The sequence below is a fragment of the Kribbella sp. NPDC051936 genome (assembly GCF_040680955.1).
Taxonomy (GTDB): domain Bacteria; phylum Actinomycetota; class Actinomycetes; order Propionibacteriales; family Kribbellaceae; genus Kribbella.
Genome location: NZ_JBFAXS010000004.1, coordinates 712891 through 733111 on the forward strand (window position 1 = coordinate 712891; position 20221 = coordinate 733111).

The 20221-nt window shown below is 70.6% G+C and carries 18 protein-coding genes; 11 read left to right on the top strand and 7 right to left on the bottom strand.

The annotated features are described in order from the left end of the window. Positions 1–260 precede the first annotated feature (260 nt). From pgsA to AB0L64_RS17400, 3 genes are read left to right on the top strand one after another with little or no spacing between them, the layout of a single operon-like run. Positions 261–917, top strand: a complete 657-nt coding sequence (gene pgsA / locus AB0L64_RS17390; RefSeq protein ID WP_363711094.1) for a phosphatidylinositol phosphate synthase — start codon at positions 261–263, stop codon at positions 915–917. Further along, positions 917–1786 carry a phosphatidylinositol mannoside acyltransferase gene (locus AB0L64_RS17395; RefSeq protein ID WP_363711095.1) on the top strand — a complete coding sequence of 290 codons (870 nt, stop codon included), beginning with the start codon at positions 917–919 and terminating at the stop codon, positions 1784–1786. The genes pgsA and AB0L64_RS17395 overlap by 1 nt, the downstream gene beginning before the upstream one ends. 10 nt (positions 1787–1796) lie before the next feature. After that, positions 1797–2888 (top strand): glycosyltransferase family 4 protein, encoded by a 1092-nt coding sequence (locus AB0L64_RS17400; RefSeq protein WP_363711096.1) that lies wholly within the window; start codon positions 1797–1799, stop codon positions 2886–2888. On the opposite strand, the gene AB0L64_RS17405 is transcribed toward AB0L64_RS17400, so the two are convergent. Further along, positions 2864–3826, bottom strand: a complete 963-nt coding sequence (locus AB0L64_RS17405; RefSeq protein WP_363711097.1) for a transcriptional regulator — start codon at positions 3824–3826, stop codon at positions 2864–2866. The two genes, AB0L64_RS17400 and AB0L64_RS17405, sit on opposite strands and share 25 nt — an antisense overlap. A 62-nt stretch (positions 3827–3888) precedes the next feature. On the opposite strand from AB0L64_RS17405, the gene AB0L64_RS17410 reads away from it, so the two are divergent. Then, positions 3889–5028: an epoxide hydrolase family protein gene (locus AB0L64_RS17410; RefSeq protein WP_363711098.1), complete on the top strand. Its 1140-nt coding sequence runs from the start codon at positions 3889–3891 to the stop codon at positions 5026–5028. 20 nt (positions 5029–5048) lie between these two features. On the opposite strand, the gene AB0L64_RS17415 is transcribed toward AB0L64_RS17410, so the two are convergent. Continuing rightward, positions 5049–5453 (bottom strand): HIT domain-containing protein, encoded by a 405-nt coding sequence (locus tag AB0L64_RS17415; protein WP_355690856.1) that lies wholly within the window; start codon positions 5451–5453, stop codon positions 5049–5051. Positions 5454–5515: 62 nt separating this feature from the next. Between AB0L64_RS17415 and AB0L64_RS17420 the strand changes: the two genes are divergently transcribed. Genes AB0L64_RS17420 through AB0L64_RS17430 form a run of 3 tightly spaced genes read left to right on the top strand, consistent with a single transcriptional unit; the run spans position 5516 to position 8082 of the window. Continuing rightward, on the top strand, positions 5516–5965 hold the full coding sequence (locus AB0L64_RS17420; RefSeq protein WP_363711099.1) for a hypothetical protein: 450 nt from the start codon (positions 5516–5518) through the stop codon (positions 5963–5965). After that, positions 5962–6828: a tetratricopeptide repeat protein gene (locus AB0L64_RS17425; protein WP_363711100.1), complete on the top strand. Its 867-nt coding sequence runs from the start codon at positions 5962–5964 to the stop codon at positions 6826–6828. Before AB0L64_RS17420 ends, AB0L64_RS17425 begins: the two co-directional genes overlap by 4 nt. A 6-nt stretch (positions 6829–6834) precedes the next feature. After that, a complete protein-coding gene (locus AB0L64_RS17430) occupies positions 6835–8082 on the top strand; it encodes a tetratricopeptide repeat protein (protein WP_363711101.1) in 1248 nt (415 codons plus the stop codon). On the opposite strand, the gene AB0L64_RS17435 is transcribed toward AB0L64_RS17430, so the two are convergent. Then, positions 8079–10256: an elongation factor G-like protein EF-G2 gene (locus tag AB0L64_RS17435; protein ID WP_363711102.1), complete on the bottom strand. Its 2178-nt coding sequence runs from the start codon at positions 10254–10256 to the stop codon at positions 8079–8081. The genes AB0L64_RS17430 and AB0L64_RS17435 overlap by 4 nt on opposite strands. A gap of 119 nt (positions 10257–10375) precedes the next feature. Between AB0L64_RS17435 and AB0L64_RS17440 the strand changes: the two genes are divergently transcribed. Then, positions 10376–12265 carry a DUF2207 domain-containing protein gene (locus tag AB0L64_RS17440; protein ID WP_363711103.1) on the top strand — a complete coding sequence of 630 codons (1890 nt, stop codon included), beginning with the start codon at positions 10376–10378 and terminating at the stop codon, positions 12263–12265. 1 nt (position 12266) lies between these two features. On the opposite strand, the gene AB0L64_RS17445 is transcribed toward AB0L64_RS17440, so the two are convergent. The 3 genes from AB0L64_RS17445 to AB0L64_RS17455 are packed head-to-tail and all read right to left on the bottom strand — an operon-like array spanning position 12267 to position 15766. Continuing rightward, complete coding sequence (locus AB0L64_RS17445) at positions 12267–12794, bottom strand: ferritin (RefSeq protein ID WP_363711104.1); 528 nt, start codon at positions 12792–12794, stop codon at positions 12267–12269. Positions 12795–12845: 51 nt separating this feature from the next. Further along, entirely contained in the window at positions 12846–14753 is a 1908-nt protein-coding gene (locus AB0L64_RS17450) for a DUF2264 domain-containing protein (protein WP_363711105.1), read from the bottom strand. After that, the gene (locus AB0L64_RS17455; protein ID WP_363711106.1) at positions 14750–15766 is read right to left on the bottom strand and encodes a hydroxyacid dehydrogenase; all 1017 of its coding nucleotides are present in this window, start codon (positions 15764–15766) and stop codon (positions 14750–14752) included. The genes AB0L64_RS17450 and AB0L64_RS17455 overlap by 4 nt, the downstream gene beginning before the upstream one ends. Before the next feature lie 151 nt (positions 15767–15917). Between AB0L64_RS17455 and AB0L64_RS17460 the strand changes: the two genes are divergently transcribed. The 3 genes from AB0L64_RS17460 (at position 15918) to thrS (ending at position 19320) form a co-directional block, all read left to right on the top strand. After that, positions 15918–16832: a PAC2 family protein gene (locus AB0L64_RS17460; protein ID WP_363711107.1), complete on the top strand. Its 915-nt coding sequence runs from the start codon at positions 15918–15920 to the stop codon at positions 16830–16832. Between the two features lie 245 nt (positions 16833–17077). Continuing rightward, positions 17078–17923, top strand: coding sequence for an acyl-CoA thioesterase II (locus tag AB0L64_RS17465; RefSeq protein ID WP_363711108.1), 846 nt, complete (start codon positions 17078–17080; stop codon positions 17921–17923). A 113-nt stretch (positions 17924–18036) separates the two neighbouring features. Next, positions 18037–19320: a threonine--tRNA ligase gene (thrS, locus tag AB0L64_RS17470; protein ID WP_363711109.1), complete on the top strand. Its 1284-nt coding sequence runs from the start codon at positions 18037–18039 to the stop codon at positions 19318–19320. 42 nt (positions 19321–19362) lie between these two features. Here thrS and AB0L64_RS17475 read toward each other — a convergent pair whose 3' ends face one another. Continuing rightward, on the bottom strand, positions 19363–20220 hold the full coding sequence (locus AB0L64_RS17475) for a MaoC/PaaZ C-terminal domain-containing protein (protein ID WP_363711110.1): 858 nt from the start codon (positions 20218–20220) through the stop codon (positions 19363–19365). Between the last annotated feature and the right edge of the window lies 1 nt (position 20221).

Here is a 20221-nt window from a genome sequence, read left to right on the forward strand (position 1 = left end):
CACCCTCCAGCATCCCCTGCCGCCGGGCGCCGCGCAGGCCGAAACCCGTGCCGAGGCCCTGTCTGGTGACCCATCGCCTACTGCGGGGCACTCGGCACGGCACCTCGCCGCACGGGTGCAAAGGCCACGATGCTCCGCATCGAGACCTTCGCCCCCGCACGCCGATGCACCGCACCGAGCACCTCCTCGCTACGGCGCTGGACCACCAGACAGGGCCTTGTCGCCTGATGGTGACCTCGGTGAACTACGATCACGTCGCCATGCTTAACAGATTCCGGCAGTTCTGGACCAAGGTGATCACGCCGATCGCCACCCTCCTGCTCAAGCTCGGCGTGAGCGCCGACATGGTCACGCTGGTGGGCACCATCGGTGTGTCCGCGGGAGCGCTGATCTTCTTCCCGCGCGGCCAGCTGTGGATCGGCGTCCTGGTGATCACGGCGTTCGTGTTCTCGGACCTGATCGACGGCTACATGGCCCGGACGTCGGGGACGTCGTCGAAGTGGGGCTCGTTCCTCGACTCGACGCTGGACCGGATCGCCGACGGCGCCGTGTACGGCGGTCTGGTGATGTTCTACGCGAACTCGCGGGCCGGCGACTCGACCCTGATGGCGGCCGTGACGCTGTGGGCGCTGGTGATGGGCGCGGTCACGTCGTACGCGCGGGCCAAGGCGGAGAGCCTCGGGCTGAAGGCGAGCGGCGGCCTCGCCGAGCGGGCCGACCGGCTGGTGTTCACGCTGGTCCTGGCGTTCTTCTCGGACATCTTCGACCTGCCGATCCTGCTCGAGATCGTGATCTGGTACGTCGCCGCGGCGAGCACGATCACCGTCGTCCAGCGCTCGCTGTCCGTGCGCAAGCAGGTGCTGGCCGACCCGTCGAACTCCGGACTCGACACGCCCCCGCCGGACACCAAGGCCTGATGGAGAGCGGTCGGCAGCGGGCCGTCGACCTCGCTTTCGCGCTCGCCTGGACCCTGGTCCGGCGCCTGCCCGAGCGGACCGTCACCTGGCTGTTCCGGCAGGCCGCCGACCGCACGTTCCGCCGCAACGGCCGCGGCGTACGGCGGTTGCGCGGCAACCTGGCCGCGGTCCGCCCGGACGCCACCGAGGCGGAGCTCGACGAACTCACCCGCGCCGGCCTGCGCTCGTACCTGCGCTACTGGCAGGAGGCGTTCCGCCTGCCCGAGTGGACCCGCGAGCAGATCGTCGGCAGCGTGCGGACGGTCAACGAGAAGGTGCTGCGGGACGCGTACGCCGCCGGGCAGGGTGTGATCTGCGCGCTGCCGCACCTGGCGAACTACGACCACGCGGGCGCGTGGGCCGGGCTGACCGGTATGCCGGTGTCGACAGTCGCCGAACGGCTGCAGCCGGAGTCGCTGTTCGACCGCTTCATCGCCTACCGCAAGAAGCTCGGCATGGAGGTGCTCCCGCTGACGGGTGGTGACGAGGACGTCACCGGCGTGCTCGCTGACCGGCTCCGCGCCGGCGGATTCGTCTGCCTCGTCGCCGACCGCGACCTGTCCGAGCGGGGTGTGCCGGTCACGTTCTTCGGCCGCCCGTCCCGGATGCCCGTCGGACCCGCCGCGCTGAGCTTGAAGACGGGCGCGCCGCTGATCCCGGCGACGCTGCACTACGAAGGCCGCGACCTGGTGATCACGTTCCACGACGCCGTCGACCCCGATGGCGGTGCGGCGGCGATGACCCAACGGTGTGCGGACGCGTTCGCCGTGGGAATCGGCGAGCACCCCGAGGACTGGCACATGCTGCAGAGGATTTTCCTGGAGGAGTAACAATCCTGCTGTGAGGATCGGCGTGGTGTGTCCGTACTCGCTGGGCACGCCCGGCGGGGTGCAGAACCACGTCCGCGACCTGGCCGAGGCGCTGCTGGCGCTCGGACACGAGGTCTCGGTCCTCGCCCCGGTGGACGCTGCGGACGCGGTCCCGCCGTACGTCGTCTCGTCCGGCCGGGCCGTCGGCGTGCCGTACAACGGGTCGGTGGCCCGTGTGACGTTCGGGCCGCGGACCGCCGCCCGGGTGAAGAGCTGGCTCGCCGACGGGCACTTCGACGTCGTCCACGTCCACGAGCCGACCACGCCGAGCGCGTCGATCATCGCGCTGTGGTCCGCGGACGGGCCGTTCGTCGCCACCTTCCACACCTGGCAGGTGCGGTCCCGGGCGATGAGCGTGGCGGCCGGCCTGCTGCGGCCGGCGCTGGAGAAGATCGACGCCCGGATCGCGGTGTCCGAGAACGCCCGCTCGATGATGGTCCAGCACATCGGCGGTGAGGCCGTGGTGATCCCGAACGGGCTGTACACCGCCCGGTTCAAGGGCAGTCCGCGGCCGGAGTGGATGGGGGAGGACGGCACGATCAGCTTCCTCGGCCGCCTGGACGAACCGCGCAAGGGCCTCGGCGTGCTGCTGGCTGCCGTCCCCGCGTTGCTCGCCGAGAGGCCGCGGTTGAAGATCCTCGTCGCCGGGTCGGGACAGGCCGAGGAGACGCTCCCGCCGCGGTACCACGACAACGTGCTGTTCCTGGGCGCGATCGACGACGAGGCCCGCGCCGACATGCTGGCCGGCTCGGACCTGTACATCGCTCCGCATCTCGGCGGCGAGAGCTTCGGCATCGTCCTGCTGGAGGCAATGGCAGCAGGCGCCCCGGTGCTGGCGAGCGACCTGCCCGCGTTCCGGCAGGTCCTGGAAGGCGGGCACCTGGGGGAGTTGTTCGAGCCGGGGGACTCCGGCGAGCTGGCGGCCCGCGCCCTCCGTCTGCTGCGCAGACCCGAGGAGCGCGAGCAACTGCGCGCGCTGGGGCTGGCCACCGTGCCGAAGTACGACTGGTCGGTCCTGCTTCCCGAGTTGCTGTCCGTCTACGAGCTGGTCGCTCGCCGGTAGCGCTCGGCCAGCCGGTCGAGGTAGGCCGTCAACTCCGGCGGACCGTCCTGAATCACGAAATCCACATCCAGCAGCGCCAGGTGTACTGCGAGGCTCTGCACAGTGTCAGAGCCCGTCTGCAGCAGGCAGCTCCGCTCGTCGATCGGCTCGATGGTCCCGACGGCAGGCGTCAGCTGCTCGGCCAGGACAGCAGCGGGTGCGGCGACCGTCACCGACGCTCGGTAGCGCCACGCCGCCGCGGACACGCGACGCGACACGTAGGCCGCCACGTCGCCGCCCTCGGGCAGTTCGCGCGGCCCGAAGCGCGGCCCGGTCGGGATCCGCGGACGGACCCGGTCGACCCTGAACGTCCGCCAGTCCTGCCTCTCGAGGTCGAAGGCGACCAGGTACCAGCGTCGGCCCCAGTTGACCAGCCGATGCGGCTCCGTCCGCCGAAGGGTCGGCGATCCGGAGTGCGACAGGTAGTCGAAGCGCAGCTGCTCACGATCCCGGCAGAGCGCCGCCAGCTGCGTCAGCAGTTCCGGGTCGACCTGCGGTCCGGGTTCGTCCGGCGGCACCTGCACGGTGAAACTCGCGAGCGTGTTGACCCGGCGCCGCAGCCGCGAGGGCAGGACCTGTTCGAGCTTGGTCAGCGCCCGCAACGACATCTCCTCGACACCGGCGATACCGGCCGCCTTCCGCAGGCCGATGACCACCGCCACGGCCTCGTCGTCGTCCAGCAGCAACGGCGGCAGCGCGGCGCCGGCGCCCAGCCGGTACCCGCCGACGGATCCACGGGTGGCGTCGACCGGATAGCCGAGCGACCGCAGCCGCTCGATGTCGCTGCGCACGGTCCTCGGGCTGACCTGCAGTTTCTCGGCCAGCTCGGCACCGGTCCAGTCGCGCGGCGACTGCAACAACGTCAGCAGCTTCAGCAGGCGCGCCGAGGTCTCGATCATGTCCGAAAGTCTCTCAGGTCATTAGGAAGCTGACTCGCCTAATGGCCTGAGAGTTTAGGGACATGACGAACAACACCGAGATCAAGCCGTTCCGCATCGACATCCCGCAGGCCGACCTGGACGACCTGCGCGACCGCCTGACCCGCACCCGGTGGGCGAGCGAGCTCGACATCGACTACACCGACGCCGTCCAGACCGGGCCGCTGCCGCCCGAGTGGGAGTACGGCGTGCCGCTGTCCTACGTGCGCCGCCTGACCGAGCAGTGGCTGACGTCGTACGACTGGCGGAAGTGGGAGGAGCGGCTGAACGCGTACCCGCAGTTCGTCACCGAGATCGACGGGCAGAACGTCCACTTCTTCCACGTCCGCTCGGCGGAGCCGAACGCGATCCCGCTGGTTCTCACGCACGGCTGGCCCAACACCTCACTCGAGTACTTCGACCTGATCGAGCCGCTCACCAACCCGCGCAACGGCGAGCAGGCGTTCCATGTGGTCATCCCATCGGTCCCCGGCTTCGGCTTCTCCGGCCCGACCAAGGACCGCGGCTGGAACAGGTACCGCGTGGCCGCCGCCTGGGCCGAGTTGATGCGCCGGCTGGGCTACGAGCGGTACGGCGCCCACGGCAACGACGGCGGGTCGTACGTGTCGCCGGAGGTCGGGCGGGTCGACCCGGAGCACGTGATCGGCGTGCACGTGACGCAGCTGTTCTCGTTCCCGAGTGGGGACCCGGCGGAGCTGGAGAACCTCACCGAGGAGGAGCAGGGCTACCTGCAGTTCCTGCAGTACTTCAACGACAACCTGGGAGCGTACGCGAAGCTGCAGGAGCAGGCGCCGCAGAACATCGCGCACGCGCTGGCGGATTCACCGACCGGGCAGCTCTCGTGGATCGCCCAGCTGCTCAGCTCCTGCTCCGACGAGCACGTCCTGACCAACGCGACGATCTACTGGCTGACGAACACCGGTGCGTCGTCGGCACGCTTCTACTACGAGGACAAGCACGCCGAGCACCCGAAGGAGCCGACCACCGCGCCGACCGCGCTGGCCAGCTTCGCGTTCGACTTCCGTCCGCTGCGCCGGTTCGCCGAGCGGGACCACGCGAACATCGTGTCCTGGCACGAGTTCGACCGCGGCAGCCACTGGGCCACTCAGGACGCGCCGGACCTGCTGCTGCAGGACCTTCGCGAGTTCTTCGCCGGGCGGTAAGGCTCAGGTCCTGTCTGGTTCTAGGCGAGCTTGGCGGCGGTCGCGTTGATCTCGTCCAGGTCCCCGGGCGTCGGGTGCCAGGGGAGCTGGAGGGGGTCGTCCTTGTAGCGCGGGATCACGTGCAGGTGGGTGTGGAACACCGACTGCCACGCCTCGGCGCCGATGCAGCTGAGCAGGTTGGCTCCGTCGGCGTCGAGGCGGTCGATCACGCGGGCGACCAGGGACTGCGCGAGCAGGGTCGCGCCGGTGAGATCCTCGGGAGCGGCTTCGCGTAGATCGGCCGAGTGCGCGCGCGGCACCACGAGCAGGTGCCCGGTCGTCCCGGGGTTGATGTCCATGAAGGCGATCGCCCGGTCGTTCTCAGCGACCTGCGTGGAGGGGATGGTGCCGGCCACGATCCCGCAGAAGATGCAGTTCTCGCTCATCCGCACAGGCTATACACTGCGCGAGCCGAACCCCTGCCCATCTGTGTCGTACTAGGAGCCCGATGCCGGACGAACTCCTGCGCCCGACCGTCGGTGCCGGCGTGGACATGTCCGCGCGCCCGTGGCGGCTGATGTCCCAGACGTACGTCGCGTTCTTCGGCGGCGTGCTCGCGTCCACGGCGGTGGCCTACCTGAACGCCGGTCGGCTCGGCGTCGACGCCGCCAAGCGCCGGCTGATCCTGCTCACCGGCCTCGCCGGCCTGCTGGCCGTGATCGGAGTCTTCGTCCTGCTGTACGGCGACAGCGGCGTCACGTCCGGTCTCCGGGTGAGCATCCGCATCGTCGCCGTCCTGTGCTGCCTGGCCCAGCTCCGGCTGCAGCGGCCGATGGACCGCGCGTTCCAGCTGCGCGGCAAGGACTACGGATCGCTGTGGGGCATGGGAATCGCAGCGACGATCGGCGGCGCGGTCGCCGAGGCCTTGATCCTCCTCCTGGTGACGGTGGTGCTGTGAACGATCCGAGTGAGGCCCGCCTGCGGATGGCGGCGCACTGGCTGCAGATCGGCCGCCCCGAGCGGGTGCTCGACGAGTTGCAGGGGCTGTCCGGTGACGCCGCGATCGACTACCGCGCATACCTGTTCCGCGGCGCGGCCCTGCATGCGCTCGACCGGAACGCCGAGGCGATCGACGTCCTGCGGGACGGCCTCACCCTGCACGGGCCGTTCCCGGCGATGCTGCACGTCCTCGGGTCGTCGCTGCGGTCGGACGGGCGCCTGCCCGAGGCGGAAGCGGCGTTCCTGCAGGGCTTGAGCCTTGACCCGAACGATCCCGACCTGCTGATCGGGTACGCGCACGTCTGCCTCGCGGCCGGACAGGCCGAGAAGGCGAGCGCCCTGGTCGAGCGGGCCGCGTCGCACGCGCCGGAGAGCGCCGCGGTCTCGGCGGCGCGCGCCCAGGTGGCGTTCGCGCTCGGCAAGGACCGCGACATGCACCGGCACAGCACCGAGGCGCTGGCGCACGACCCCGAGGACCCGAACGCGCGGGCCCTGCACGGGGCGGCGTCGATGCTCACCGGCGACTCGCGGTCCGGGTACCGCTCACTGGCTTCCGCAGCCGCCGCCCAGCCGGGTGACGCGGACCTGCGCGCCGCCGCCCGCGAGGCGAAGATGTTCAACCACCCGCTGATGCTGCCGCTGCGGCCGTTCGCGCGGTTCAACCCGCTGGTCGTCTGGGTCGCCGCGGTCGCGGTCATCTACGGCCTGCGGATCGCCGGGCTCGCGCCGCTGTCCTTCGCGTTCGCCATGTTCTGGCTGGGCTTCTGCGTCTACTCCTGGGTGGTCCCGCCACTGGTCCGCCGCTGGATCAACCGAAAGTAGGCCCCAATGACCAACGACCGGATCGACGCGCTGCGCAAGGCCGTCGACGGCAACCCGGACGACGTGCTGCTGCGGCTCGTGCTCGCGGAGTCGCTGGTGGCGGCCGGCGAGACCGAGGAGGCGCTCGACCAGTACGTCGTCCTGCTGGACCAGCACGGCCTGCCGGACGACCAGTTCGTACCGGTCGGTGAGCTGGCCGCGGCGAACGGGCGCCTTGCCCTGCTGCGGAACCTGCTCGAAGCGGCGCGGCAGCAGGGCGTGGTCGAGGGGACCGGCCGGCTCCAGCAGCTCGTCGACGGCATGATCTCCGAGCGCAGCGGCGTCCGGATCAAGGTCGGTCCGGAGGACGAGCAGGACCCGCTGGTCCTGGACACCCCGAAGGAGACCACCACCTTCGACCAGGTGGGCGGCATGGAGGAGATCAAGCGGGTCATCCACCGGATGGTGATCCTCCCGCTGAGCCGCCCCGAGCTGTACGAGAAGTACGGGCGGAAGTCCGGCGGCGGCGTGATGCTCTACGGACCGCCCGGCTGCGGCAAGACGCTGCTGGCCCGGGCGACCGCGGGGGAGTGCGGACTGCCATTCGTCAACGTCCGCATCGAGGACGTCATGGACCCGTACCTCGGCGTGTCCGAGCGCAACCTGCACGCCGCGTTCGAGCGCGCCCGCGCCAACGCGCCGTGCGTGCTGTTCCTCGACGAGCTGGACGCGCTCGCGTTCGCCCGCCACAAGCACGGCGGGTCCGAGGCGCGCCGGCTGGTCGACGTCCTGCTGCAGGAGCTCGACGCGATCGGCTCGGAGAACGAAGGCCTGCTCGTGCTCGCCGCCAGCAACGCGCCGTGGGACGTGGACGAAGCGATGCTCCGCCCCGGCCGCTTCGACCGGGTGATCTTCGTGCCGCCGCCGGACGAGCCGGCCCGCGCCGACATCCTGTCCGTGCTGACCAAGGACGTGCCGGCCGACGGTCTCGACCTGAAGGCGCTCGCCGGGCAGACCGCGATGTTCAGCGGCGCGGACCTGCGCGCGCTGATCGAGCGCGGCGTCGACAAGGTCATCGACGAGGCGCTGTCGACCGGTGGCGAGCCGCCGCTGGCGATGCCGCACCTCACCGACGCGCTGACCGCGGTGAAGCCGTCGACCCTCGACTGGCTGCACCGCGTGCGCTCGTACATCGAGTTCGCCAATCAGAGCGAGCGGTACGACGACGTGGCGGCGTACCTCAAGTCACGCGACGTACGCCGCCGCCTCAGCTAGTTCTTCAGCTTCGCCGCCGCCGACTCGGGCATCGCTTCGTAGCGGGAGAACTCCCGGGTGAACGACGCCGAACCGTGCGACAGCGAGCGGAGGTCGATGGTGTAGCGGGTGATCTCCACCTGCGGCACCTCGGCCTTCACCAGCGTCCTGTTCTCGCCGATCTTGTCGGTGCCGAGCAGCCGCCCGCGCCGGCCGGACAGGTCGCTCATCACGGCGCCCACCAGGTCGTCCGGCACCAGCACCGAGACCAGGTCGACGGGCTCGAGCATCGCCACCCGCGAGGCGGCCGCCGCCTCCCGCAACGCCAGGCTGCCGGCCATCTGGAACGCCATGTCCGACGAGTCGACGCTGTGCGCCTTGCCGTCGAGCAGCGTGACGCGGATGTCGACCATCGGGTACCCGGCCGCGACGCCCTTCTCCATCTGCGCCCGGACGCCCTTCTCCACGCTCGGGATGAACTGCCGTGGCACCGCACCGCCGACCACCTTGTCGACGAACTCGAACCCGGTGCCCTCCGGCATCGGCTCGACCTCGATGTCGCAGACGGCGTACTGACCGTGGCCGCCGGACTGCTTCACGTGCCGGCCGTGCCCCTTCGCCGGCCCGCCGAACGTCTCCCGGAGCGGGACGCGCAGCTCCACCGTGTCCACCGTGACGCCGTACCGGTTCGCCAGGGCGTCCAGGACGACGTCGGCATGCGCCTCGCCCATGCACCACAGCACGATCTGGTGGGTCTCCGGGTTCTGCTCGATCCGGAGCGTCGGGTCCTCGGCGGCCAGCCGCTGCAACCCGACCCCGAGCTTGTCCTCGTCGGTCTTCGCGTGCGCCTGGACGGCGATCGGCAGCAACGGCTCCGGCATCGTCCACGGCCTGAGCAGCAGCGGATCCGCCTTGTCGGACAGCGTGTCACCGGTCTCCGCCCTGGTGAGCCGGCCGACCGCGCACATGTCCCCGGCGACCACCGCGCCCGCGGGCCGCTGGTTCTTGCCGAGCGGGAACGACAGCGTGCCGATCCGCTCGTCCTCGTCGTGGTCCTCGTGCCCGTGCGACGCGCCGCTCTGTGTGCCGTCCTGGCCACCGTTCTGGGCGCCGAAGAACGACGTGAAATGGCCCGACACGTGAACCGTCGCGTCGGGCCTGATGGTGCCGGAGAACACCCGCACCAGGCTGACCCTCCCGACGTACGGGTCCGACGTCGTCTTCACCACCTCGGCCAGCAGCGGACCGGCGGGGTCGCAGGTGATGCCTTGGCGGGCGACGCCGTGCGGCGTGAAGACATCCGGGATCGTGTGCTCGGGCGGCGACGGGAAGCCGCTGGTGATCACCTCGAGCAGCTCCAGCGTGCCGACGCCGGACGCGCTGCAGACCGGGACGACCGGGAAGAACGAGCCACGCGCGACCGCGTGCTCGAGGTCCTCGATCAGGATCTTCTGGTCGATCTCCTCGCCGCCGAGGTAGCGGTCCATCAGCGACTCGTCCTCGGACTCCTCGATGATGCCCTCGATCAGCGAGCCGCGCAGCTCCTCGATCTGGTCGCCGTACGACGGGTCCGGCGCGGAGGTCGACCGCTTGCCGCCGGCGTACTCGTAGTAGGTCTGGGAGAGCAGCCCGATCAGCCCGTCACCAGCGGGCAGGTACAGCGGCAGCACCTTGTCGCCGAAGGCGGCCTGGGCGGTGCCGAGCGCGTTCTGGTAGTTCGCCCGGGCGTGGTCGAGCTTGGTGATCACGACGGCGCGCGGCATCCCGACCTCGTCGCACTCCTGCCAGACCGTCCGGGTCGGCTCGTCGACACCCTCGCTCGCCGAGATCACGAACAGCGCACAGTCCGCGGCGCGCAGACCGGCCCGCAGCTCGCCGACGAAATCGGCGTATCCGGGCGTGTCGATCAGGTTCACCTTCACCGTGCCGTTGACACCGGCGTGCGGGAGCGAGGCGAGCGACAGGCCCACCGAGCGCTGCTGCCGGATCTCGGCGTCGTCGAAGTCGCACACCGTGGTTCCGTCCAGGACGGTGCCGGGTCTGTTCAGGACTCCGGAGGCCACCAGCAGGGCCTCGACGAGGGTGGTCTTGCCGGCGCCCGACGGGCCGACCAGGACCACGTTGCGGATGGCGGCCGGGCTGTCCACAGCGGGCGCGGCTCCGGTGCCTTGGGAAGTGTTCGTCTTGTCTGCCATGACGTTCCTCCTGGTCCACCCACGATTCCGCTAACCGTCACTTCGCACAAGGCCCATCAGGTCCCGGATTCGTGACCGCCTCCGCCGCCCGGACCCCGCTCCTCGGTAGGGTCACGGGCATGCGTAGGGCACTCGGGGTGGTCGTCGGCCTGTTGTTCGCGGTCCTGGCACTGGCCGGCTTCGCGGTACCGGCGAGCGCCGGCCCGGCGGAGGCCGGGGACGAGATCGAGAACTTCGCGATCGACTACCAGGTGTCCACCGACGGCGTGCTGCACGTCACCGAGACGATCGACTACCGCTTCGCGGACAGCGGCCGGCACGGCATCTACCGCGACCTGGTGATCCGCGAGCCGTACAAGGACGACAAGTCGAAGGACCAGGAGTACCGGGTCTCGAACATCAAAGTGTCGTCACCCAGCGGCGCGCCGTCCGAGTTCACCGAGGACACCTACACCGGCAACCAGGGCCGCTACCAGGAGCTCCAGCTCAAGATCGGATCCGCGGACAAGACGATTCCCGGCACCCAGGCGACGTACGTGATCACGTACGACGTGCGCGGCGCGCTGCGGCACTTCGACGACCACAGCGAGCTGTACTGGGACGCTACCGGCACGGCCTGGAGCGCCGACATCAACCGGGTCGACATCAAGGCGACCGTTCCGGGCGGAGTCCAGAAGACATCCTGCTTCCAGGGCGGAAATGGCTCCACCGAGGAGTGCACGAGCACGGTCAGCGGCCAGCAGGGCGTCTTCGGCGCGACCGACCTCGCGCGTGGCGAGGGCGTGACGATCGTCGCCGGAATCCCCGCCGGCGCCGTCCAGAACGACACCCCGATCGTGGTCGACCCGCCGAGCTGGCTCGAGCGCAACGGGGTGTCCTGGCTGTCGCTGGTCGGCTCCGGCATCGTGACCGCGGCCGCGATCGTGCTCGCCGCGCTCTACGCCAAGCTCGGCAACAAGGACCAGCGGTACGCCGGGATGCCGCCGGGCACGTTCCCGCCGGACGGTTTCGCCGCGCAACCGGTCCAGGACGACCTGAGCGAGGACCAGATCCCGGTCGCGTTCGCGCCGCCGAGGATCCCGGTCGCCGAGGGCGGCCTGCTGATCGACGCGAAGGCGACGACCACCGAGACGGCCGCGACGCTGATCGACATGGCGGTCCGCGGCGGTGTCCGGATCGACAACGACGGCGACTCGCAGAAGGCGGTGCTGCTGAATCCGGCGGCCGCGACCGCGCCGCACGAGCAGGCGTTGATGCTGGGCCTGTTCCCGGGCCTGCAACCCGGCACGGAGGTGCAGCTGCGCCGCGGTGCGGTGGGCGACAACACCATGCGGAACGCGCACAACGCCATGATCAAGGCGCTCCGCGACCAGGTGAAGGCCCGCGAGTGGTACCTGCGGATGCCGCGGGCCGGCGGCGGCTCGGCGTTCAAGAACGGCTTCGGCTGCGCGTGTCTGGCGATGATCGGCATCTGGGTCGTCGGCGGCGGGATCTTCGGGACCATCGCCAGCGCCGCGACCGGCGGTTTCGGCCGGGCCGTCGTGGTGGCGGTCCCGGTGCTCGCGGTGATCGTTGCCATCGGCATCTGGATTGCGATCCGGGGCCGCGGGCAACGGAACCCGGCCGGCCGGGCGGTGACCGACCAGCTGATCGGCTTCCGGAAGTACCTGGCCACCGCCGAGGCGGACCAGCTGCGCTTCGAGGAGGGGGAGGACATCTTCTCGAGGTACCTGCCCTGGGCGATCGCGTTCGGCCTGGCCGACCGCTGGCAGAAGGTGTGCGAGCAGCTCGTCGCCGCGGGCCGGATCCCGGCGGACCCGTACTGGTACTCCGGCCCGTCCTACTACACGTCCGGCTGGACGGCCGGGGCCGTCGGCTCCACCGTCGCCAGCAGCTTCGACCCGCCGCCGACGCCGTCGAGCTCGGGCGGTGGCGGCGGAAGCTCGTCCGGCTTCAGCGGCGGCTCGTCCGGCGGCGGTGGCGGCGGCGGAGGCGGGGGGAGCTGGTAGCTCAGACCGCGCCGCCGGCGGTGGCCGGGGCGGTCGGGTCCGCGGCGGCGTCGCCGACGGCCTCGCGGGCCAGGAAGTCCTCGAGGTGGAAGAGGTTGTCGCCGGCCCGCTTGGCGACGTTCACCAGCGTCTTCATCGTGGACACCTCCTCGACCTGCTCCTTGAGGAACCACTGCATGAACTGCTCACCGATGTAGTCGCTCTCGTCACGCGCCGTCCGCGCCAGCGTCTCGATCTGCTTGGTGACGGTGATCTCCTGCGCCAGCGCGAGCTCGAGCGGCGCGAGCGCGTCCTTGAACTCGGACTCGACCTCGCCGACGGACGGGATCTGCGGCCGGACGTCCTTGTCCAGCAGGTACTGGACCATCATCATCGCGTGGTTGCGCTCTTCCAGCGACTGCTTGTAGAAGTGCGCGGCCAGCCGGGGCAGATCCTGCTCGTCGTACCAGACAGCGACCGCCACGTACTGCTGCGAGGCGGTGAATTCGTTCCGGATCTGCTCCTGCAGGAGTTTCTCGTACGTGCTCATGCCGTCAATCTAACGGCCATGCGGCGAATACACACGCTTGGCGAGCCTGACCTAACCGGCGCGATTCCGTCCGAGCTCGACGACCTCCACGACACCGCCGGGCAGGCCGATCCGCACCGTGGTCCCGTCGACGATCACATCGATGCCCTCGGCAAGCGCTTCCGGCCGCAACGCGTCCCGGGTCAGCAGCACGGCGTTCACCAGCACCAGCGGCTCGCCGCGATGCGGTGCGGTCAGGTACGGCGTCGCCGAGTGCGCCCCGAACGCGTTCACCCCGAGCCCGCGGTGCACGCCCGCCTCGTCGTACCCGTGCAGGCCGACCACCGCGGACACCAGGCCGTCGGCGTTCCGCGCCGCCGCGGCCGCGTCGCTGACCGTTGCCACCGGCAAAGACTCGCCGGCGACCGCGAAGCCGCCGCTGCGCACGAGCGCCCCGGCCGGACCCTCGACCAGCGCACACCGGATCTCCCAGCCGCTGCGCACCACGGACGTGATCTCGATCGCCCACGGTCCCTCGGAGCCGAGCCAGGCGTTGTGCCACGACGACGCCGTCCGCCCGTCGACGCCGAGCCGCCGGATCCGCCCGCGACCGCTGGCCGGCCCGCCGGGGGAGACCAGCGAGATCAGGTTGTCGACGTGCGGCTCGTGATCGGACAGGTCCGGCCCCGCGTGGTTCGCGTACGCCAGCCGGTTGTAGTGCGGGTCACCCGCCGGCTCCACGCCGTCCGGCTCCGCCACCGGCGCGTGGTCGGCGCCGTGGTTGACCAGTTGCACCACCTGGTCGTGACGGCTCCCGTGCAGGATCCAGCCCGGCTCCGGCATCGCCTTCAGCTGATCCGCGTCGTCAAGCGGGACGGAGTCCTCCGGGTCCGACCAGACCGGGTGCTCGGGCGGCAGGATCAGCCCGACGAACCCCTTCGAGGCCCAGTACGGCGAGCCAGGTCCGGAGTACTGCTGCGTGGTCGGCAGGAACGTGTCGTACCACCCCAGCGTCAGGATGCCGCGCTCGTCCGGCACGCCGTGCTGCACGAAGTGCCGCGCGATCCCGGAGCACAGCCGCCGCGTCTCGCCCGGCGTCAACGGCGTCGAGTCGAGCAGCGCGCCCATCCAGTACGGCGCCGCGGCCGCCATCCGGTACGTCAGCGACCGGCCCTGGTAGATCGGGGCGCCGTCGTTGCCGACCAGGTGGACGGCGTCGCCCAGGAAGAGCTTGATCCGCTCCTTGTAGAGCTTCAGCCGGTCCTCGTACTGCGCTCCCGGCGTGGCGGCGGCCATCCGCGCCCACAGGCCCGGGTACAGGTGCATCGCCCAGCCGATGTAGTTGTCGAAGTTCTGTCCGTCGCCGTCGGAGTACCACCCGTTGCCGACGTACCAGTCCTCGATCCGGTCGAGGCCGGCGTCGATGTCGCTCTGCTCGAAGGGCGCGCCGACGGACGCGAGGAACTGCTCACTGACGACCTGGAACAGCCGCCAGTTGTTGTCGTGCGTCGTCGAGTTGTTGAATCCGCCGAGCCACTCCGCGACGTGTTCCTGCGCGCGGGTGTCGAGCCGGTCCCAGATCCACTCGCGGGTTTCGTGCAGCGACACCGCGATCGCCGCGGCCTCGACCATCTGCTGCGACCTCGGGGTCAGCCGCAGCCACGCCTCCGGGTGGTCCGGGTTCGCGCCGTTCGCGACACCGCGGGCGTAGCGCTCGATCAGCTGCTCGCAGCCCTTCCCCTGGACGCCGGCGATCCGGAACGCGGCGAGCATGAACGACCGCGCGAAACCTTCCAGCGCGTCCGACGCCGTACCGGACCGGCTCGGCCGGCCGGGCAGCTCGACCAGGGAGGCGCCGGGGGAGAAGTACGGCACGAGCGAGTCGAGCAGATGGTCGGCCAGCGCCTCCCAGTGCGCCCGCACCCACCCTGTCTGGCGCGAGAGCTCGCGGTCGGTGTCGGGCAGGATGAGGCGGCTCATGCGAGTCTCCCGAGTTCGGAGGGGCTGATGGCGTGTTCGAGCGGCCGGCCGGTGGCGAGGCGTTCGAGTTCGCCGACGGCGAGCTCGCCGAGCCGGGCGATCTCGTTGCCGACGGCACCGGCGACGTGCGGGGTGACGAAGACGTTCGGGAGGTCGAGCAGCGGTGAGTCCGGCGGCAGCGGCTCGGGGTCGGTGACGTCGAGGATCGCGTCGATCCGGCCGGTCGCGCACTCGCGGATCAGCGCCTCGGAGTCGATGATCTTGCCGCGGGCGGTGTTGATCAGCGAGGAGCCGTCCTTGAGCAGCCGGAGCAGGCGCGCGTCCACCAGGCCGACGGTCTCCGGGAGCAGCGGAGCGTGCACGCTGAGTATGTCGCTGCGCCGGAAGAGCGTGTCGTTGTCGACCAGCTCCGCGCCCAGCGCCGCGGCCTCGTCCGCGCTCAGGTACGGGTCGCTGATCAGCACCTCGAGGTCGAACCCGCGCAACCGCTCCGCGACCATCTTCGCGATCCGGGACGCCCCGAGCAGGCCGACCGTCGTCCCGTAGCTGCCCGGCATCCCGTGCGGGTCCGCCTTGCGCCGCTCCAGCCGGTACTGCGCCGCGAGCCGGAACGCCCGCTTCCCGGCCAGCACGATCGCGGCGACCGTGAATTCGGCGACCGGCTGCGCGTTCGCGGTGGCCGCCGACGAGACCTGGATGCCGCGGTCGAACGCGGACGGGTCGACGATCGCCTTGACGGAGCCGGCCGCGTGCAGGATCGCCTGCAGCTTCGGCGCCGCGTCGAGCACCTCCGGGCCGATCCGCGGGCAGCCCCAGCCGGTGAGCAGCACGTCGACGTCCGGGAGCGCCGCCCGGACGGCGGGGTCGGCGAGGAAGCTGGTCCCGGGACCGACCGGCAGCACGGTGGCGATCGCGTCGAGGCGCTGCCGGACCCGCGGTACGAGGACGCGGTCCCGGCTGGCGTCGTTCATCGCCAGCATGACGGTCAGGGCGGAATCTGGTTCGCGGCTCACGACGACAACTTAGCAAGCGCTTTCCGCAGCTGTCTCGCCGACCGCCGAGTCTTGGAACATCCTGAATCTTTCCGGCGGCCGGAATTACCGCGCGACGTCGCGGCGTTGGTCAAGGTAGAACTGCCTCTCGGCCATTACGAAGGAGACGACGATGCTGCGACCGGACGACCTCTACGAGATCGTCGACGAGTCGGTGGCAACCGGCCCGGCGGCGACGCCGAAGGTGCTGGTGCACTCGCTGGACGGGTTCATGGACGCCGGCCAGGCCGGCCGCGTGACCGCGGACCACCTGCTCGAGGTGCTGGACCACCGGTTGCTCGCGCGGTTCGACGTCGACCTGCTGCACGACTACCGGGCCCGGCGGCCCGAGGTGACGTTCGCCGAGGACCGGTTCACCGACTACGACCCGCCGCACCTGAGCCTGCACCTGGTGACCGACGACGCGGGGGTCGACTTCCTGCTGCTCGAGGGCGCCGAGCCGGACAACCACTGGGACCGGTTCGCCGGGGCGATGCGCCAGCTCATCGAGCTGTTCAACGTGACGCTCACGATCGGTGTGCACGGTATTCCGATGGGTGTGCCGCACACCCGGCCGCTCGGCCTGACCGCGCACGCGACGCGGCCCGAGCTGGTCACCCGGTCGAACATCTGGGACGGCGAGATGCGGCTGCCCGCGAGCGCCGGGACGATGCTGCAGGTCCGCCTGGGCGAGGCCGGCAAGGACGCGATGGGCTTCGCCGTCCACGTGCCGCACTACCTGGCCGAGAACCGCTTCCCGGGCGCCGCGCTGGCGCTTGTGCACGCGATCTCCGCCGCGACCGGCCTGCTGCTCCCTAGCAAGGCCCTGCTCGACGAGGCCGCCGTCACCGGCCGGCTGGTCGACGAGCAGGTCGAGGCCTCCGAGGACGCCAGCGCGGTCGTCAAGGCGCTCGAGACGCAGTACGACGCGGCCGAGGGCTCACTCAGCCGCAAGAGCCTGCTCGCCGACTCCACCCCGTCCGCCGACGAGCTGGGCGCCGAGGTCGAGCAGTTCCTCGCCGAGCTGAACCGCGACGACAACGACTGACGCCGCGCCCCCCGCCCACCCCACCCCACCGCCCGCACCCACCGCCCGCGCTCGGGACACGCCCGGCCACCCTCGGCATTTGCCTGGTACACCAGGCAAATGTTGGGTTTGTCACCGCTGTTCAGGCTGACGAACCCCACATTTGCCTGGTCTGCCAGGGAAATGGGAGCGCGTGGCGGGAGGTACGTGATGGTTTCCACAGCAGGTACGGCGGTGTGCGGGGCCTGAGGCTGTCAGGATGAGGCATGCCTGAGTCGTTGGAGGATCTGGTCGAGCTGCTCGACCTGGAGAAGATCGACGTCGACCTGTTCCGTGGTCGTCAGCCGCAGACTTCGATGCAGCGGGTGTTCGGCGGACAGGTGCTCGGCCAGGCGCTCGCGGCGGCCGCGCGGTCCGTCGAACCCGAGCGCGTCGTGCACTCGCTGCACGGGTACTTCCTGCGCGGCGGTGACACGTCGGTACCGATCGTGTACCGAGCGGAGCCGACCCGCGACGGCGGCTCGTTCAGCAGCCGCCGGGTGGTGGCGTCGCAGCACGGGAAGCCGATCTTCTACATGTCCGCGTCGTTCCAGCGGCCGGAGCCCGGCCTGGACCACCAGGACCCGATGCCCGACGACGCCGTACCGCCGGAGGAGGCGCCGCGGCTGGCGACCGTCCTGGAAGCGCAGTCGGGTCGGCCGGCCGCCGACTGGGATCGTGAGTGGGCGGCCCTCGACGTACGGCTGGCCGGTGTCACCGGCCGCCAGTTCTGGATCCGTGCCGCCGGCAAGCTTCCCGACGACCCGGCGCTGCACGCCTGCGTACTGGCCTACGCCAGCGACCTGACGCTGCTCGGCGCGAGTCTGCTCCCGCACGGCATCGTGATCGGCGACCGCCGCGTCCAGCCCGCTTCGCTCGACCACGCGCTCTGGTTCCACCGCCCGTTCCGCGCCGACGAGTGGCTTCTGTACGACCAGTCCTCGCCGTCGGCCTCCGGAGCTCGAGGGTTCGCCACCGGCCGGCTGTACACCGAGCACGGCAACCTCGTCGCCTCGGTCGCGCAGGAGGGACTCATTCGTCCCGTCGGTCTCGACTCCGATCTGCTAACGTAGAAACGTGTTCAAGCGCGCAGTAGTGACGACGACGCCGGAGTTTGTCCCGGCGCGCTGACACCTGACTGTCGACCGAAGCCCCGGGGCGAGTGCCCCGGGGCTTCGTCGTTCCCGTGGTCCCTCGCCCTTTCTCAGACGAGGAGACCACCATGTACGACCACCGCAAAGTCGGCCGCGAACTCGGCCTGTTCGACTCCGACCCGCTGATCGGTGCGGGCCTGCCCTACTGGTTGCCCGCGGGCGCCGCGGTACGCCGCGCGCTGGAGAGCTACATCGCCGAGGTCGAGCGAAGAGCCGGCTATCAGCAGGTGTACTCGCCGGTGCTCGCCAAGAAGGAGCTGTACGAGATCTCCGGGCACTGGGCGAAGTACCACGACGACATGTATCCGCCGATGGAGATGGGCGGTGAGGAACTCGTCCTGCGGCCGAGCATCTGCCCGCACCACGCCCTGATGTTCCGCTCCCGCTCGCACTCGTACCGCGAACTGCCACTGCGGATGTCCGAACTGGGCGGCCAGTACCGCGCCGAGCTGTCGGGCGCGATCGGCGGCCTCAGCCGGGTCCGCGCGATGCAGCTGAACGACGCGCACATCTTCTGCCGGCTCGACCAGGTCGCCTCCGAGGCCGCCTCGGCGCTGGACCTGATCAACCAGGCGTACGCGGACATGGGCATCAGCGCCTCGCGCTACGTGCTCGCGCTGCCGGCTGTGGATGCGGAGTTCAACAGCCCGTCGAGCAAGTACGTCGGTGACGCGGACAGCTGGGCCGAGGCTGCCGAGATCCTGCGTGAGGTGCTGAAGAACGCGGGCGTCGCGTTCGAGGACGCGCCGGGGGACGCGGCGTTCTACGGGCCGAAGATCGACATCCAGATGGAGGATTCGGCCGGCCGGGAGTTCAGCCTGTCGACCGTCCAGATCGACTTCCACCAGCCGGCCGCGTTCGGCCTCGAGTACATCGGTGCCGACGGCAACAAGCACCGGCCGGTGATGGTGCACAGGGCGATCGTGGGGAGCATCGAGCGCGCGATGGCCCAGCTGATCGAGGTGCACGGCGGCGCCTTCCCGGGGTGGCTGGCGCCGGTCCAGCTCGTTGTCCTGCCGATCTCCGACGACGAGGAGAAGCTTGCCGTCGAGGTCGCGCGGCGCGCGTCGGACCGGGGCTTGCGGGTGGAGGTCGCGCACGCCGACGAGGGCAGTCTGGGCGCCCGCATCCGCGAGAACCGGCTGGCGCCGTACGCCGCTGTCATCGGCGCCCGCGAGGCCGCGGCAGGTGCGCTGGCAGTCCGGGAGCGCGACGGCAACCGTTGGGATCCCGCCCCGATCGGCGAGGTTCTCGACCGGGTCAGGGCAGAAGCCGATCCCCAGGCCCTCGCAATCGATCGTTCGGAGCCGGCGTGAGCGTGCCCGCGCCGCGGGGGCGCGATTGTGATGGCCTGGAGATCAGCTCTCCTGCAGCTGACCGATCAGGTGGGTCACGTCGTGCGACTCGTCGTACAGCGCGAAGTCGATCGTCTTGCCGGTCTGCTGGTGGCCGAACCCGACGCGGGACGGGAGCAGCAACGGCTTACGGAAGTCCACGCGGACCGTGAAGGCGTCCGGCAGCTCGCCGGCCCGCTGGATCGACGCCAGCGCGGCGGCCTTGGCCCACATGCCATGGGCGATCTGGCGCGGGAACCCGAACGCCTGAGCGGTCAGCTTGAACAGGTGGATCGGGTTCCGGTCGCCGGACGCCGCGGCGTACCGGCGGCCGAGGTTGCCGCGCAGGTCCCACCACGCGGTCGGGCTCAGCACCGGGTCGGGCAGCAGGTCGGCGTGCGCGTCGGGCGTCCCGGAGGAGCGGCTGAGCAGCGTGGTGAGATCGCTCCACACCAGCTCGTTGCCGACGAAGACCTCGCTGATCACGTCGAAGACGGTGCCCTTGGGGTGCGGCCGCTCCGGCGTACTGTGCACGCGGATCGCCGGCTCGGCGTGCAGCGGGATCGGCCGCTTCTGCGTGATCGTGTTGGACAGGTGCACGATCCCCATCGGCTTGTACGGGAACGAGGGGTCCGACATCAGGTCCAGGTGCAGCGGGAACGCGAGCACATGCGGGTACGTCGGGGGCAGCGCGGGCCCCGCCTGGAAGCCGGTGACCTCCCGGTAGGCCTGGAGGTGGTCCTGGTCGATCGCGGACCGGGGCAGCTCGAGGGTCAGCCCGTCCGCGTCCGGCTCGTAGTCGGCGCGCCGCAGGGTGGCCTTGACGGTCCGCGCGTACAGCGAGCCGAGGCCGGGGGAGTCGTCGTACCGTCGGGTCGGCATG